This is a genomic window from Paenibacillus luteus (assembly GCF_006542765.1).
In the GTDB taxonomy this organism is placed as follows: domain Bacteria; phylum Bacillota; class Bacilli; order Paenibacillales; family Paenibacillaceae; genus Pristimantibacillus; species Pristimantibacillus luteus.
Genome location: NZ_SKCD01000041.1, coordinates 1 through 17,736 on the forward strand (window position 1 = coordinate 1; position 17,736 = coordinate 17,736).

The 17,736-nt window shown below is 46.3% G+C and carries 8 protein-coding genes; 1 reads left to right on the forward strand and 7 read right to left on the reverse strand.

What is annotated here, in order from left to right; genetic code table 11:
* Positions 1–572: 572 nt before the first annotated feature.
* Positions 573–2,285, forward strand: coding sequence for an AIPR family protein (locus E0496_RS25665; RefSeq protein ID WP_141504601.1), 1,713 nt, complete (start codon positions 573–575; stop codon positions 2,283–2,285).
* 324 nt (positions 2,286–2,609) lie between these two features.
* Here the strand turns inward: E0496_RS25665 and E0496_RS25670 are convergent, their stop codons facing one another.
* The 7 genes from E0496_RS25670 to E0496_RS25700 all read right to left on the reverse strand — a co-directional run bounded on the left by E0496_RS25670 (position 2,610) and on the right by E0496_RS25700 (position 17,455).
* Entirely contained in the window at positions 2,610–2,972 is a 363-nt protein-coding gene (locus tag E0496_RS25670) for a sulfurtransferase (RefSeq protein WP_141504602.1), read from the reverse strand.
* A 38-nt stretch (positions 2,973–3,010) separates the two neighbouring features.
* Positions 3,011–3,865 (reverse strand): alpha/beta hydrolase family protein, encoded by an 855-nt coding sequence (locus E0496_RS25675; RefSeq protein ID WP_241674995.1) that lies wholly within the window; start codon positions 3,863–3,865, stop codon positions 3,011–3,013.
* 41 nt (positions 3,866–3,906) lie between these two features.
* Complete coding sequence (locus E0496_RS25680) at positions 3,907–5,148, reverse strand: molybdopterin-dependent oxidoreductase (RefSeq protein WP_141504603.1); 1,242 nt, start codon at positions 5,146–5,148, stop codon at positions 3,907–3,909.
* 199 nt (positions 5,149–5,347) lie between these two features.
* On the reverse strand, positions 5,348–13,756 hold the full coding sequence (locus E0496_RS25685) for an immunoglobulin-like domain-containing protein (RefSeq protein ID WP_161601574.1): 8,409 nt from the start codon (positions 13,754–13,756) through the stop codon (positions 5,348–5,350).
* Positions 13,757–13,927: 171 nt separating this feature from the next.
* Entirely contained in the window at positions 13,928–15,526 is a 1,599-nt protein-coding gene (locus tag E0496_RS25690) for an extracellular solute-binding protein (protein ID WP_175598120.1), read from the reverse strand.
* Positions 15,527–15,591: 65 nt separating this feature from the next.
* Entirely contained in the window at positions 15,592–16,482 is an 891-nt protein-coding gene (locus tag E0496_RS25695) for a carbohydrate ABC transporter permease (RefSeq protein WP_138754447.1), read from the reverse strand.
* A 49-nt stretch (positions 16,483–16,531) separates the two neighbouring features.
* Positions 16,532–17,455 carry an ABC transporter permease gene (locus tag E0496_RS25700; protein ID WP_141504606.1) on the reverse strand — a complete coding sequence of 308 codons (924 nt, stop codon included), beginning with the start codon at positions 17,453–17,455 and terminating at the stop codon, positions 16,532–16,534.
* Positions 17,456–17,736 lie beyond the last annotated feature (281 nt).

Consider the following 17,736-nt stretch of genomic DNA (forward strand, 5'->3'; position numbering starts at 1 on the left):
GTGGTAAACTTCACTTTATGGGTGCTCCTCTCTTTGGGTGATGTTGTCTTCGTAAACACCATTCTACCAAAGATTAGGGCACTTTTTTATGTTTTTATGAGGTCGCACTTTCGTAATTCAGGATTAACCTTATTTATTGATTTTAATAATATTACCAATACAATAAATAGAATATATCATTTGATTTAAACAGTGTATAGTTAATTAGCGTATACAAGAGGTTAAAACTTTGCAGACGCTTTCTTTACAATTTTGGTTTTATAAGAAGTATGCTTGTTGACACTAATCATAAAAAAATACATCACCCCATGTATTCAACCAAAAGGGTAATGTATTGAAATCTTATACTGTTATGCACCTCTTAGCTCTTACTCTTCACACGTAGCCACTAGATTCCCCTCATCCGAACTCCAATCACTCCAGCTAAGATTTCACTCCTTATGCTCAACGTAACTAATGGCAGGACCTACTGTGCTGCCTATAACTCAAAAATTATACAAAACTTTACTTTAATTTAGAGATTATTGTATATTAATCTGAAATAGTATTACCATAAGAGAGGGGTCTCCACATTGGATCGAATTACTAAAAACTTACTTGATGAATTTATAAATGAAAATGGGTTATCCAATCTACCCGAAGAAACCGCATTTGAGCACTTTACCGGGGCACTCGTAACAGCTACTCATTATTCAGAATCTTTTTCTACATATGATATTACGGTAGGAGCAGGTCACGATTGTGGAATTGATTGTTTTGCTATTATTGTTAATGGCTGTCTCATCACTGAACCAGAAGAAATTGAGGATCTTGCAGAAACCAATGGTTATTTAGATGTATCATTTGTTTTTGTTCAATCCGAGCGCTCAAGTAATTTTGATTCCCAAAAAATAGGTCAATTTGGATTTGGGTTACTAGATATTTTTTCTGATGCACCTGCACTACCTCAAAATGTTTCAATAAAAGCAAAAATGAAAATCTTAAACGAAATATTCGCTAATAGTCGTCTTTTTAGAAAGGGCAATCCTCAATGTTTTCTATACTATGCAACCACAGGTCGTTGGGTTGATGATGCAAACCTCTCTGTTCGTAGAGACTCGGTAACAGAAGACTTAAGGCAACTGGGACTTTTTAGACGCGTTGCATTTGAATGTATTGATGCTGAACGACTACAAACATTATACAGAAACCTTAGAAACTCTATAACACAAGAAATAACATTTATTAATCGGACTGTATTTCCGGAAATTCAAGGTGTAGAACAATCCTATCTTGGATTTGTGCCTGTTCTTGAGTTTTTAAAATTAATAGAAAATGATACAGGTGACATGAACACATCAATTTTCTATGATAATGTGCGTGATTGGCAGGAATGGAACCCTGTAAATACAGAGATAAAGCAAACATTGGAAGAGGATACTAAAAAGTTTTTATTCCCCTTATTAAATAATGGAATAACTATAGTCGCTAAGAGGTTGCATCCTACTGGTAATAGATTTGTGGTCGAAGATTACCAGATTGTAAATGGATGTCAAACAAGTTATGTTCTACATGAAACAAAAGAGTCACTAAGTGAGGGTGTACTTGTTCCAATTCGGTTAATTGCCACAACTGACCCAGAAGTGAAAAATCAAATTATTAAGGCTACCAATCGACAAACAGAAGTCACAGAAGACCAATTATTTGCTTTGTCTGACTTTCCTAAAAAACTTGAAGTCTATTTCCCTACATTTGATGGACATAAAAAGCTTTTCTACGAGCGCAGATCAAGACAATACAATGCAGTTCCTGATATCGAAAAAGTACGAGTGATCAATATGACAACCTTAGTAAAATCATTTGCCTCATTGTTTCTGGATTTGCCCCATCGGACCTCAAGGAACTATAAGCTACTCTTGAGGAATATTGGGATAGAAATCTTCAACCCAGAGCACAAACTTGAAATGTACTACGTTGCTGCATATTCTCAATATCGTCTCGAATACCTATTTAGAAGTCAATCAATTTCTTCTGAATTAAAACCAGCAAGATATCATTTGTTAATGGCTTTTAGAAAACTTGCTTTGGATACACAGATGCCCAGATTCTTTAATTCTAACGAAATGTCACGATATTGTTCCCAAATAATGAATATTCTTTGGGATGAGAATCAATATAGAGATGTCTTCCGACGTGCAGTTGATACTATCTCAACTGTTACAGGGGGCATCTATGATCGTGATAATATTAGAACAGAAACTTTTACCGAAGCATTGAACCAAGAAATTAATCGCAATCAAACCTAAAATATATTAATACATTAATTTTATATTGTACCTCTTTATGCCCCTTATATAAGGGGCTTTATTTTTCATATTAATACCATGAGAGACAATAAAACAGTTCTGGTCAAGTTTGTAAGCAAGGGTTTATCCTGAATCTCCAAACCAAGCATTCACTCATATGCTTCTTTGCATAACTCAGTATAATTGAGACGTCTGTACTCACTAATAACAAAGTATCCTTAGTTAATTTTTTGTTGATTTAACTCCTATAAAATTATTGTTGTTGAATTTAATTTATACTCTCTTAATTTAAAAGCGGACTGATAATTCCGGAAAAGCCGCCTTTCAGGATGTAGACTTGTCCGTCATGACCCAGCCATGAAGCAGCCAGCGCAGGCGGGAGGCCATAGCTCCGCCTTGATCGTCATAGGCGATGACGGTGGTATTGCGGCTTATTCCGATGCTGCCCAGAAAAGCAGCCAGCGTCTCCGGTTCAGGCAAAGGATGACGGCCGCCCGCTCCATTCGGTCGCTTGGGGCTGGAGAGGTCGTGGCTTAAATCCGCATAATACGCTCCCGGAAGATGCGATTCGGCATAAGCCCGCTTGCCTGCCTCAGTATCGTTTAGCACATACCGCGCATCCACGATAACGGTGCCTTCCTTGCCTAACTGCTCCAACACGTCATCTGCTTTTTTAAAATAAGTCATCCCATCCAGTTCCTTTTCTCATTCCTATTGTCTATACATTAATAGTTTCGTTTCAGCAGCGGCGCAAAAAAAGCACTCGTGAGCGCGATCGCCCGCTCCAAATCATCCGTCGTCCCTGAAAAAGGATGCTTCGTCCCGAACGTATGCGTCGCTTCCTCCAATAACGCGAAGCGATGGTGAGGCGCCGCCGCCTGCAACAAATGAAAGCCTGCAAGCAGCCGTTCCGAATCTCGCCCTCCCTGAATGAACAGGATCGGCGTCTGCAGCTCCGAAGCTTTAAACACAATATTAAAACGTTGCCGATTCAAGTCGATATCCTCAAAAAAGACCGCCTCAATCGGCATTTCCTGCTTCGTTCTCGCGTTCGTGACATAACCGATGCCATCCTGCAGCACCTGCTCGCGAAACGCTGCGCCGAACAAATTCACATTCGAGATCCCGTTCCATGAAGCAACGCCGCGAATTTCGGGATGCTCTGCTGCGAACAACACGCTGTTCCCCCCTCCGCGGCTGTGCCCCACCAGAACGATCTGACTGTTATCAAGCCGCTCCGCCAACGGCAAGCTTCCTTCAAGCACCGCTTGAAACACTGCGGTTAAGTCCTCTTGCTCCTGCGAATAGGTATTGCGTCCGAACTTATCCAGCTCGTCGAAATCCTGCTCCCTCACGCCGTTATACGAGAAGTTAAACGTAACCACCGCAAAATCCTGCCTAGCCAGCCGTTCAGCCGCATACGGGAAGAAACCCCAGTCCTTGAACCCTTTAAATCCATGCGCAAGAAGGAGGACAGGCCAGCGCCCTCCCTCCTCCTTCACGCGTACATCGCCTCTAACATAAATACCCGGGTTCAGCTCCAACGTAAACGTCTGATGCACAATGCTCGTTTGACTCATTAGCAGCACCTTCCCCATATCGAATTATTAAACAAAGCTCTTCATACCCACGCATCGTTCGAATATCCGCGAGCCTCCCAGTAGCCCACATGCTCGCCCTTGATCAGCTCGATACGGTTTAGCCATTTTACCGATTTGTAGGCATACATTTTCGGCACAATGAGACGAACAGGGCCGCCCAAATCGCTTGGAATCGGCTTGCCATCATGCATGACCGCTACAATGACGTCGTCCATGTCGGCTTGCTCCAGCGTCAGCGTATCAGTGTACACGCCATCTCCGGAATAAAACTTCACCGTTTCCGCGCCAGACTTCACGCCTGCCATTTGGAGAAGCTCCTTAAGCGGAATGCCTTCCCACGTATTTTTGTATACGGACCAGCCCGTCACGCAGTGAAAATCACTGACCTGTACCGATCGCTTTAGCGCCACAAACTTCTCCCAGTTCCATTGAAACGATTGATTGACGAGCCCATCAATGGTAAACGACCAATCCGCATTCGTAAAAGAAGGAATCGGCGTGACCGTGTACACCCGGAACTGTCCAATTGCACCGCCCCCAAGCGGCGGAGCCGAGGCAGGCAGCGGCTCAGGTGCAGGCAGCAGCATATTGGCATCATTTTCGATGAGCTTATCGATTGTTTGGCTTCCGCCCACACTGCCAAGCGAGGTGCCGAGCCATTTTAGAAAAGAGGGTCCGACCGTAACGGCCAGGCCGATGCCGATCGCGCCGCGAATAAATGCCTTCCGAGTATAGACGGCCTGAGGCGAGCCTGCGGGATGCAGGACATCGGCTTCTTTTTGCTCGTTTTTGATCGTACGGCGATTCGGCTCCTTTAGCCACTTCACCCGGGTGATGGAATGGTAGATGATATACGGAAGCCCAATCCACGTGAGGAGGTCATGCACGACTAACGCCGTATTGGAGACGCCTGGGCCGACAGCTTTGAACTGCCACAGCAGCACGCCCGAACCGAACCAGCCGAGCAGCAGCCCCAGCACCACCAGCACATTAAACCGCTGCCATGGCTTTTGCTTCAGTTGCTTCCAATGCTTGCCCGCAAGCAGCAAATAATAGATGACGGGCAATATCGACGCAATGCCGACCACAATATGAGCCCATTTAATCCATACCCGGCCCTCGCCGAGAATGCCGCGCCAGAAGCCCCCTACCAGAATAAGTCCGGTTAAGGCCAAAATCACAACAATCCAGCCATTCCACGCATGGAGCGAAACGAGCTTCTTCCCATAACCCTTGCGCAATCGATCGATTAAACCGCTCATTCGCACAGCCTCCTCGTTCTATTTTTGAACATGCACCATTCATAATCGTTTTTCTTCTATTATAACGCCGTTTGGACACGGATACGACTCCAGCCGCCAGCTGCTTATGTTCAACATGATGCTGCTCTTCTACTACCACGACAAGAACAAAAAAACAGATCACCCTCTAACGAGGAATGATCTGTTTTCTGGTGAGCTATTAAAGCTTCAACAATTTGTAGATCACGGCTGCGGCTTGCGCGCGCGTCGTTTGCTGCTTCGGCTGGTAACTGCCATCGGTAAAGCCATTGATGAAGCCTGCCTCCTGCATCGCTTTTACGGCGTCAACTGCATAAGCAGAAATTGCAGCTTGATCTTTAAAGGTTTGTTCTACGGTTGTGTCATTGCCTGCAATACCTGCAAGAACAGCTGCGCGAGACAGCATCACTGCCATATCTTCTCTTGTAATGGACTCGCTTCCTTTAAAGGAGCCGTCCGCTTTGCCTTTTACAATGCCCAGCTTCTCAGCAGAAGCAACAGCCGCATAGTACCAAGCGCCTTCTGTCACATCACTGAAGCTGCTGCTTGCTTGCTCATCAATTAGGCCAAGCGCACCTAACAGCTGCTGTACAAATTCTGATCTCGTTACGGCTCTAGCTGGTTCAAACGCGCCATTGCCTGTTCCGCGAACGATTTCTCTTGCAGCCAAAGCCTCGATCATCGTTTGTGCCCATGGCGCTTTCGATAGATCAGTAAAGGCTACAGCCGCATGCGCTGCCGCATAACGGCTGAAATGCTGCGGTTTAAAGCTGATCATGCCTGTCGCTTCGTTGTATTTCGCGTTGCGTACAACCTCAAGCTTGCCATCGGCGCCAAGGTAATAGATGACGATTTGATGAGCTTTCTCTCCTGCTTGGAGCGTGTACTTCATTTCTACGGTTACTGGCTCGCTTGAGTTAAACTCGCTAACCGCTTTGCCGTCTACGCTTAACGTAAAGTCATAGACCGGGTGTCCGTTAACTTGAGCTCTAACGTCTTCAGGAAGGTCAGCATGATTTACTTTTGTGATAACAACCTCAACCTGCTGAGCGCCTGCTGACAAAATACCAGCCGCTGCATCTGTGCCAAAGTAAACAGTCACGTCAGCCGAGCTCACCGCAATTTGTTTCACGGTTTGATTCGCGTTCAGCAATGATTGAACAGGAATCGTTACCCTCGTACCGCCAAAAGCACCGCTATTGCTTGCTTCTACTTTAATATTAAGCGTAGTCGCTGTGCTCGCTTCAAGTGCTTTCTTCAAATCAGCTTCCGTAATGCTGGCATTCAGTCTACCATTTGCATCTACGGATGTCTTCACCGCAATACTGCCGCCGGCTGCTTGCACGGAATCATTGTTTGTGCTGGTGCCGCCGTTATTGCCAGGATTCACTGGAGCAGTAGGATCCGTTGAATCTGCTGCTTTTGTCTTCACCTGTACGGCTGCGGACAGCTCGGATTCGGCAGATTCGTAAACAGCTGATACTTTGTAATAGTAATTCGTGCCTGCCTGAAGCCCTGAGTCTGTAAATGACGTGCTCACAACGCTCGCAAGGCTTACTTTACTGTACGTGCCATCCAATGCATCCGCACGATAAACGTTGTAGCTTAGCGCATGTGCAATCGACTGCCACGTAAGCTTAACTGCGGATATCGTTGCTTCTGCTGCTTTTAGATCTGATGGTACGCTGATCGGAAGCTCCGGATCTGTTGGATCTGTTGGATCTGTTGGATCAACAGGATCTACAACTTTCGTCTTCACCAATACGGCTGCGGACAGCTCGGATTCAGTAGATTCGTAAACAGCCGACACTTTGTAATTATAGTCTGTATTAGCATTTAGTCCTGTGTCAGTAAACGATGCGCTCAAAATGCTCGCTGTGTTCACTTTCACGTAGGTGCCGTCCACGGCATCTGCACGATAAACGTTGTAGCTTAGCGCATGTGCAATCGACTGCCATGTAAGCTTAACCGATGATACCGTTGCTTCTGCTGCTTGCAGATCTGATGGTACGCTGATCGGAAGCTCCGGATCTGTTGGATCAACTGGATCTACAGCTTTCGTCTTCACCAATACGGCTGCGGACAGCTCGGATTCGGTAGATTCGTAAACAGCGGATACTTTGTAATAGTAGTCTGTATTAGCACTCAGTCCTGTGTCAGTAAACGACGCGCTCAAAATACTCGCTGTGTTCACTTTCACGTATGTGCCGTCCACTGCATCTGCACGATAAACGTTGTAGCTTAGCGCATGTGCAATCGACTGCCATGTAAGCTTAACCGATGATACCGTTGCTTCTGCTGCTTGCAGATCTGATGGTACGCTGATTGGAAGCTCCGGATCAGTTGGATCAACTGGATCTTCAGCTTTCGTCTTCACTTCCAGTGCGGTAGAAAGATCCGATTCGCCTGAGCTGTTCACCGCTGACACTTTGTAGAAATACGCTGTGTCTGCATTTAGTCCTGCGTCTGTGTAGGAAGTGCCTACGATACCTTCCATGTTCACTTTTACGTATACGCCATCCGCTTCATTCGAGCGGTACACGTTATAGGTAACGGTGTTTTCCGATGGCTGCCAAGACAGCTTCACGGAGTTAATGGTTACTTCATCTGCTTGTGGCACTCCAGGAATACCTGCCGGAAGCTCCATCGTTTTGGCTTCAACAGCCGCAGACATAGCCGATTCTTTGTTATCATACTTCGCTGTCACCTTATAGAAATAAGTCGTATAAGCAGCCAAGTTTGTATCGGTATAACCATTGGTCAGAACATCTGCGCTATTCACTTTCACATAGCTGCCGTCCGCCGCATCGGAGCGGTAAACGTTGTAGCCTAACGCTTGTGGAATCGCCTTCCACGAAAGGGTTACTGCATTGTCTGTCGTTTCAGCTACTGCAAGTTGGACAGGTGCGCTAATCTCATGTCCGTACACCTTCACTTCGCTAAGCTGAGGAGTGTACCAATTGCTTGGGTTGTTAACAAGCACGGCATCTACGAGCTGTACTCTCACATATCTTGCTGTGCCAGTAAGACTATCCGAAGTAAAGCCGTATCTTGTATTGCTAAGCTGATCCTGCGTAAGCGTATAGTTCACGCCATCCAAGCTCGTTTCTACCTTGTACTTGTGGTAAGCCTCAGAGCCATTGTACAGGAACCAGGAAATCTGAATGCTGCTCAGGCTATAAGCCTGGCCTAGATCCACCTGCCACCATTTCGGCCAAGTGTTATTTTCGCCGACCCAGCTTGTTGTGTAGTCGCCGTCATTTGCGCTTTGCGGACGGTTCACGCCGCTCCAGTCGCTAGCCGTTGCCGGTTTGCCGGCAGACAATAGCTGGCCATCCGTGATCCCCGATACGATACCCGTAGTTGGATCAACGGTAATGAAGTCGGAATAATCATAGGTTGCCGTCAAGCCATTGAAGCTGATTGGCATCCATACCCGCTTCGATGTCTTCAGATCGGCAGGCTTCCATTGATTCGACATCATGATGTACGAAGTGGTATCCGTTCCTTGAATCGTAAGCACGCCACCCGATTGGCCTCCGAACGTGGAAGCATTTCCGATTTTTTGCGGCTCGCTCCAAGGTCCAGCAATCGAAGTTGCCGTAGAATATGTGCCTTGCGTCGGCTTCCAGCCTGCTGCTCCGGAGGAGAACAGGAAGTATACGCCGTCATGCTTCACCATCGCGGGTGCCTCGCGGTGCTTGCCCGTATAAATGGTAATGGCACTCGCCGTTTCATCGACCGTCAAATAGTCGCTGCTTAGCTTATACATTTTCAAATCCGAGTTTGTATTCGTTGAAGAGATTAGGTAAGCAGACCCACCTTCATCAACAAAAGTGGTAAGGTCACGCGAATCATTGCCAAGTGGACGGAAGCTGCCTTGGAACTCGAAAGGTCCAACTGGCGAATCCGATACCGCTGCCGCAACTCTTGCCAAGTTATAATCTACCGCATTTTCATAATGGAACCATGCCACATACTTGCCGGTTTCCTTGTTGTAAATAACGCTAAGCGCCTCAAGCTTGCTTGATGCCAGTTCTTCATGAGACTCGTCGTTCAAGAGAACCTCTTGTTGAAGCGTCCAGTTCTTGAAGTCATTCGACTTGTAGACGATCATATCCGTGAACCTGAAGCCGTCCCCTACAGTCGTGTAGTAATACCAGATGTCCCCTACTTTGAGGTAACTACCGATCGGCATAATATTGCCGTCCGTATCGTACCAAAGGTTATTGCGGTTATCGAAGGTAATCGATGCTGCAGGCACGACAAAGGTTTTGGCGCTTACTGCCGCCGAAAGTCCGGATTCACCGCCCGCATGGACCGCTTTCACTTTGTAGTAATACGTCTTGCCGGAAGCAAGCCCAATATCCTCATAGGAAGCCGCTCTTCCGTAATAAATCTGTGTGAAATCTCCGTTTAGGGTGTCCGAACGGTACAATGTGTAGTAGCCAGCATTCTCTACACTGCTCCAGTTCACATTGATGCTTGTCATGTCCTCTGCTGTTTTCACAGCTGTAGCTGTCAGGCCTTTCGGCGTATCGAGCTCCGTATTTGAGCTGTAGATCTTCACTTCATGCAGTCCGCGATACCAGGTTACGGTATTGCCTGCATTGTTCGTATGACCCTTTTGGCCCGTAATCGTCAATTTCACATAACGATAGTTGCCCGTCAGCTTGTGGCTGTTAAAGGAAGGTGTTGTATTGCCCGTTTGATCGATCAGCATCGTATAGTTCACATCGCTGCTCGTCTTCTTACCTTCGATTTTGTATTGATAATAAACCTCCGAGCCGTTCCACTCTCTCCAGCTCAGATCAATCCGGCTTAGATCATATTCCTTGCCAAGATCAACCTCCCAAGTATTGCCGAAGGTAGTTACGCCCGCGTCAAAATAGGATTCATAATTGCCGTCGTTCGCAGCCGACGCGCCATAACCCGATGCCGAAGAGCTCGCCACTGCTGGCTTGCCTTGGGATACAAGCAAATCCTTCGGTGTTTCGAAGTGGCCCGTAGCCGCATTCAAATCCCAATTGCCCGAATACGTCAGCTCTGCTAGACCATTATCGAGCTGAAGCGGAAGCCAGATGTACTGGGATTCCATAAGCGCAGTCGGTGTCCAGCGGTCGCCAACATAGACATAAGAGATTGTCTCTGAACCGTATACGCTTACGATAAAGGAAGATTGCGTGTAATACGTTGCAGGATCTCCAAATTTCTTAAGCGCAGACCATCCGTTTTTGTCAGCCAGATTCGTCGTTGTTGCATACATCCCCTGATTCGGGTACCAACCGGACAAGCCGGAAGTAAACATGTAGTAAATGCCGTCCTTCTTCACAATCGCTGGTGATTCACGCTTGCCGCCTGGGAATCCCGTGTACAAAAACTCATCGACATACAGATAATCATCCGTAAGGCGGAAAACATTCATATCCGCATTATTATTGGAAGAAGAGAACAAGTAAGCTTGCCCATCGTCATCCTGAAAGACGGTAAAGTCTCTGGACTGCATGCCGCCCGGTTGAAAACGATTCACATAGGTATAATCGCCATCGACCGTATCCGACACGGCTACTATAACATTCGCTTGATTGTAGTTGCCGGACTCTTCCCAGTGTCCCCAAAGGACGTATTTTCCTGTTTTTGCATTGTAAAGAATTTTCGGACGCTCAATCTTCGCGGAAGCCAGCTCCGGATGATCCAGCGGTGTCAGTACCGTATTGCGGTATTCCCATTTCTTCAAATCCTTAGAAGCATAGATGGATACACCCTTCAGCACCGCTGAATTATGTCCTTTATCTTCCCCGAACCAGTAGTACGTATCTTCTACTTTAATGATATGACCACCATGCGCTTGAATCATGCCGCCCTCGTCGTCATACCAGAACTCGCCATTGCGAATCGTGTCGCTGTATGCGCTGTCTCCAATGACCGTCACAGCCGCTTGCACGCGAGTGCTAGCGCCTTTCACGGTGCCCGCTGCAGTGAAGGTGCCTACTGCCGCATATTTAGAAGCATCGATGACATCCCAATCTACTTCTGCCGTTGCATACAGATTGTTCGTGTAGTCGATTTTCACTTGCTCAGGCAATCTTGGCGCGAAGCCTGCCTTTGTGGAGACCTTCAGCACATCAAGTGTCCTTGGCGTGGACAGTCGATTCACAGACTGAATCCATTCCGCCTCGGTAATCGGCTTGAAATTGCCGGAAATCGCTCCAGCTGGAAGAGTGAAGCTGCCCGTATCCTTGATCCAACCGCTCGTTCCGTTCGCACTGGAATAAAGCGACCAAGCACCATTGGCATATTCATATTTGAACCATTTGTCTTCGGAGAGCAGCTTGAACGTACTTTGCGCTGCGATATCCGAAATTCCTGCATTGCTAGTCAGCTCGGTCCATGTTCTGCCGTTGCGGCTTACCGCATAATACAGCGTATCCACACCAGATACCGTTTTCTTAAAAGCAAGCAAGTATCCGCTGTACGGGTCCTGCTCCACTATCGTAACCGCGAACGTTTTCGTTTCCGTCGCCGTTCCCCGTTTAATCGTTGCCGTCAACGTGACAGCTAGATTGCCTTTGCCCATAGCAGGACGGCTAACCATGCCATCTGGTCTTAGATTGACCGGATAATCCGATTTCCAAGTGATTACGGTTTGGTTCGCTCCTGCTTTCGGCAGCGTAAGCTTAGCCGTTACGGCACTTGTATCAACAAGTACAAGCGCTGCTTTATCCACCGAAACCGCATCGGTATCAGACAATTGAGCCAGTACCGTAACTGGGAACGTTTTAGTCGTAACCGCATTGCCTCGTTTAATCGTTGCTGTTAGTACAACTTCTGCATCTGCCTCGCCTAATACAGGGCGAGTTACTACGCCGCTTGGGCTAATGACAGCGGCTTGATCCGCTTCCCAAGTGATTTTCGTACCGCTTGCCCCTTGAGCAGGAAGCTTAAGATCCGCCATAACCTTGCTCGTATCGCCAAGTGTCAACACCTCTTTATCTGCCGCTACCTTAGCCACATCTTCAGGAGCTGTAAACAAAGCGATTTCCGCGGGACCCAGACTACGGTTAAATACGTAGAAATCATCGATCTTCATATCCATATACGGATCCGCACTGAACATCGAGCGCCCGATATAGTTTAACGTCGTATTGCCGAGATCCTTTGGCTTAATCGTTACATTATCGTTACGTGCAACCTCTACGCCGTTGACGTACATAATGGCCGAGCTGCCAGACAGGGTTACCGCATAATGCACCCATTCATTTGCCGTCTGCTGCGCCGGACTAACCGTCGCGTACTGCTCGCTGCCGCCATTTTTGAATACAAACCGGCTGGCATCGCCATCTGTACTTGCCGTTAGGAAAATATAATTGTTCGTGCCGAGGCCGATATCAAAAATCCGTCCCCATTTCTTGAGCGTGTCCTGCTTCACCCAAGTCGTAATCGTCATATCTGATAATCCGTTTAAAATGCCGTTTGGAAGAAGGACATGGTCGTTCACGCCGTCAAGATCAACCGCGCCGCCCGTTCTGCCAGCCGTCCACAAAGCTCCGTTCACTAGTGTTGCCTTGGTCTGATTGCTGCTCACCGCCAGAGGAGAAGCTGTCGTACCCGAGGTTTCATCGAAGGAATAAGCGGCTACGATACCCGGAAGCAAATCCGGTGATGCCGGAAGCACAAGGATCGTCGTTACTTTAAGTGTTGCTGCTACCGCTTCATACTTGTTTACTTCAGACGACACGCGGTAATAGTACGCCACGCCGGATGCGAGGCCTGTATCCGCGTATGTAGTTGCTGTACCGCTGTATACCTGAACAAAATTAGAATCTGCGAGCGTGGAGCGATAAACGCGATAATTCGCTCCGCTCTCCGTGCTGTCCCATGTCAATGTTGCAGCTGTTGACGTTACGTCTGCTGCCTGAACATGAGCTGGTGCTGCAGGTACCGGACTTGCGATGCTGCGAAGCTGAACATCATCCAGACCTGACTTATCCCAGCGGGAACGAAAACCTGCTTTCCCAGAAGCCAACGCTGTATCCGTCACTTGAGTAATCAATTTATTATCTACATAGGCTTTAATAACGCTGCCCTCAACGACAAGACGCATCGTATACCACTGGCCTGTTGTAATCGTCGTGATATATTCATTAAGCGTAGTAACCGTTCCGCCAACTTTTTTGGAAAGCGAGAACTTGCCATCACCTAGTTGAAACATGTAATAGTTGTTTACGTCAGTATAGCGTGCAAGAATACCGGGAAAGGACCCGCTTGCAACCTTCTTGACCTTTGCTTCATAGACATAGTTGCTGCCCTGGCTGTTATCGATGGTAGCAATCGCCTCATCGCCCGCGCTAATATTCAGCATCTTGTTGCTGGCATTCGCCGGGTCATTCGCCACAGTGATGATTGATGTATTGTTAAGTGTCCACCCTACCGTATTGCCATCCTGAAAATCATCCTCGAAGATTACAGCAGAAGGTGTAGCTGCAGGTACGGTCGGCGTATCATCCGCTGCTGCGACAGCAGGCAGCACACTAGAGAAAACAATGATTAGGGCAAGCAGAAATTTAGAAAATGCAGGTACTGATTTCATTGTACTATGTTCCTCCATTCGGTTGAATTGGAGCGCTTACGAAGGAGCTATCTCCTTGGTCATGTAATGAATTGAAATTACTGGATAATTTGTAAGCGCTATCTTAGTTGTTCATAATCAAGGCTGTCTCTCCAATAGAACTTCTATCGAGGAGACAGCCTCATCAAATGATTATTTAATTCCTTGATCTGCTACATAAGCCAACCATTGTTTCGTGTATTCTGCTTGAATTTTCTCAAGACCCGCTTGATTTGCTTTTTCCATGAAAGTAGCTAGGCCATCTTCCACGTTTTTCACAAGACCTGCGTTAAGTGGGAACAGGTATTGTTTCTCCACTTGCTCAAGAGCCGCTCTCTCCGCTTGGTAAGCTGTGTAGTCCTCAGCGAAACCTGTGAACTTATCCGGCGTTTGGATTTTATCAAGCTCATCGAAGATTGCTTTTACGCCATCATAGTTTTTGTCGAACAGCATGAACTCAGGGTTTCTCCAAGCCCAGCCGTTCATACCCTCACGAGCAAAACCATTGGAGTTGGAATCGCCAATCATAGAGTAGTAGCCGTCTTTAATTTCATAGTTTTTGCCTTCAACGCCGTACTGTGTAAGAAGGTTATAACGTTTATCAGTTACCATTTTCTCGTAGAACGCAAGTGCGCGCTCAGCGTTTTTGCTGCTAGCCGGAATAGCGAAACCGTTGTGGATCGGGTGAACCGGTGTTGCAATTCCGTTTGTTAATGGGAACGGGTGGTAGCCAAGCTTCCAGTCCGGGTGAGTCGCTTGAATTTTGATAACCATATCGTTAAAACGTGTAGGGTTGTCGCCAAGAAGAGCTGCTGCTCTGCCGCTTGTTACTTGATCTTGCAATGTATCTTTAACGGCTAGAACGTTTTTCACCATGTAGCCGTTATCCTGCCAACGCTTCATCGTTACCAAATCTTCTTTTTGTACATCTGAACCCCAGTAGCTGGTTACGTCGCTTGGCGTTTTGTAGTCTACCTCAATACCGTAAGGAAGAGCGCCGATTGGAGTGTGTGCAATGCTCTTGTAAACGTCCATTAGATTCGTTTTCACATCAGAGTTCATGGACAATGGTGTCATTGTCGGTTCGTTTTTCTTGATTCCATCCAAATATTGCTCGAATGTTGCAACGTCAACTGGTTTAGGCAGATTGTACTTCTCACGAAGATCCTCACGCCATACAAAACCGTTCGTTACATACTCTTTGTACGTAGCTGGAACTGTGAAGATTTTGCCGTCGATTTTAACAGCTTCCCACATATCTGCTGGTACATAAGAGTTAAGTGTCGGTGCAGCTACAGGAAGAATTTCATCAAGCGGCTGGAATGCACCTTTTTTCGCATAAGATTGGTATTGTGTCCACTCTGCTGTGAAGATCAAGTCAACTTGTTGGCCTGAACCTAGAAGCAGTTTGTATTTTTGATCCCAATCTGTCCAAGAAGTGTAGTTGAATTTAACTGTAGCATTCAAATCTTCCAATGCCATTTTGTTTACTTGCTCTTGAATAGAAGCGATGTCTTTTGGAGCATCACCTAGCATATAAAATTGCAATTCCACTTTTTTCGACGTATCGATGCCCGGTTTTTCGCCTGTTTCTTCAGTCGTTGTGCCCTCTGTCTCTTTTGGAGCATTAGTCGCGCCAGCGTTGCTGCCGCCATTGTTGTTGTTCGATCCGCAAGCTGCCAATACCGTGATAAACACGATGATCGATAGAAGCATGGAAACCGCTTTTGCTGCTTTCTTAGTCATGTGAATCCTCCCTTTTAATAAGAACTTATCTATGTTAGCTAAACGTGGAATGATTGCTTCCTTGTTCAGTTCTAACCTTTAACCGCGCCAATCGTCAATCCTTTTACAAAATAACGTTGAACGAAAGGATACAAGAATAGGATTGGTCCTGTAACGATAACGGACATTGCCATCTTCGTCGATTCGGTCGGCATATCTCCAAGCGAGACGCCTGTTCCTGAGCCCATTTGTGCCACGAAGCTCATCGCATTAATAACGTTGTACAAGTAGTATTGCAGCTGGTACTTCGTCGTGTCATTGATGAACAACGAGGAAGTGAACCAATCATTCCAATAGTGCAGCGCTAGGAACAGGCCTACCGTTGCAATACCCGGCATAGAGAGCTGCAGCACGATTCTGCTGTAGATCGTAAAGTCGTTGGCTCCGTCGATTTTCGCGGATTCAATGACTTCATCTGGAACGGCGGAGCGAATAAAGTTTTTCATCAATATAATGAGGAAAGGCGTCATAAGGCCTGGTAAAATCAATACTTCAAGCTTATCGGTTAGCTTCAGGTACTTCGTAATCAGGATGTACCATGGTACAAGTCCGCCACCGAACAGCGTTGTGAAATAGATCATAAAGGCGAAAAAATTCCGGTATTTGAAATCTTTGCGCTGCAGAACGTAGCCAGCCATTGTCATGAAGAACAAGCCGAGCGTCGTACCGATAATCGTTGTCATCGTCGTAACGCCGTATGCTGTCAATACCTGCTTAGGAAAACGGAACACCGTCGCGTAACCCTCGAAGGAGAATACGGTTGGAATCAGATGGTAGCCATCCTTGATGATTGCATCATTCTGTGTGAAGGAAGCGGATATGATAAGCAGGAACGGAAACAAGCATAGAACCGTCGCTCCTAGTATGACTACAAATGCAATGAGTCTAAACCACTTCATATAACTGTCGTCTTTAATTTTCATGGGGAACCTCCTACAGTAAACTTGGCTTGTAGCCTATACTTCAGATCTTTTAGAATAAAGCGTATTCGTCGTTAATTTTCTTGATGATGTAGTTGACGGTCATGATAAGCACGAAACCGAATAGCGATTGATAAAGACCCGCTGCAGTCGACATTCCGATATCGAATGTTACTTTCAATGAACGATACACATACGTATCGAGAATATCTGTCGTATTGTACAGAACGCCATTGTTACCAATGAGTTGATAGAATAGATCGAACTGTCCTTTCATAATGCTGCCGAGTGCGAACAGCAGGAGCATAACGAAGGTCGTCTTAAGCATTGGAACCGTGATATACCAGATCCGTTGGAAAATGTTCGCTCCGTCGATTTTGGCAGCTTCATAATATTCTTCGCTGATGCCTGTAATAGAAGCTAGGTAGATAACCATGCTGTATCCGATGTTTTTCCATAGGTAGAAGATAATGATCAGGAAGATCCACACCCATGGTGTATTGTAGACGTCAACACTTTCAAAACCTAATGATTTCAGTGTTGAGTTCAGGAATCCGCTCTCATAGTTGAAGATGTTATACACGATAACACTCAGAATAACGAAAGATACGAAGTATGGAAGGAACATGATCGATTGCGTCAGCTTCTTGAACCACTGCAAGCGCAGCTCGCTTAGAAGAATCGCCAGCGCAATGGCCAGTACGTTTCCGAGTAGAATAAACACAATGTTATAACCAATCGTATTTAAGGTTAGCCTTGCAAGAACCCCCGATTGCCATAGAAACTTGAAGTTGTCGAGTCCAACGAATTGACTGTTGAACAAGCTTGTGTTGAAGTCGAAACGGGTGAAGGCGTAATATACACCTATCATTGGTACATACGAGTTAATTAGGAAGAAGATTAGTGCCGGCAGTAACATAAGGAAGAGTATACGGTTCGTCACCAGTTCCTTAAGCAATCCATTTTTTTTCAACATACAGATGATGTCTCCTCTCACAGCGTTCTTTTTCTATTTTTCTAATATAATAACGCATACATGAAGCCCTCATGCGCTGCTTATACTACACTGCGAAACGTTCTGCCGCTCTTAGGGCAGCGGTGTCAGTTGTTTACGCCAGTGTGTCGTCTGCTCTGTTAACACCGTACATCGACCAGGCATAGGCAGGATAGAGTAAGAAAGCAAATTCAGTGAACGAAATAGCGAATGAACGAGTGAACGATTTAAACTTTTATGCATAAATCAGCGATTTCGCTGGT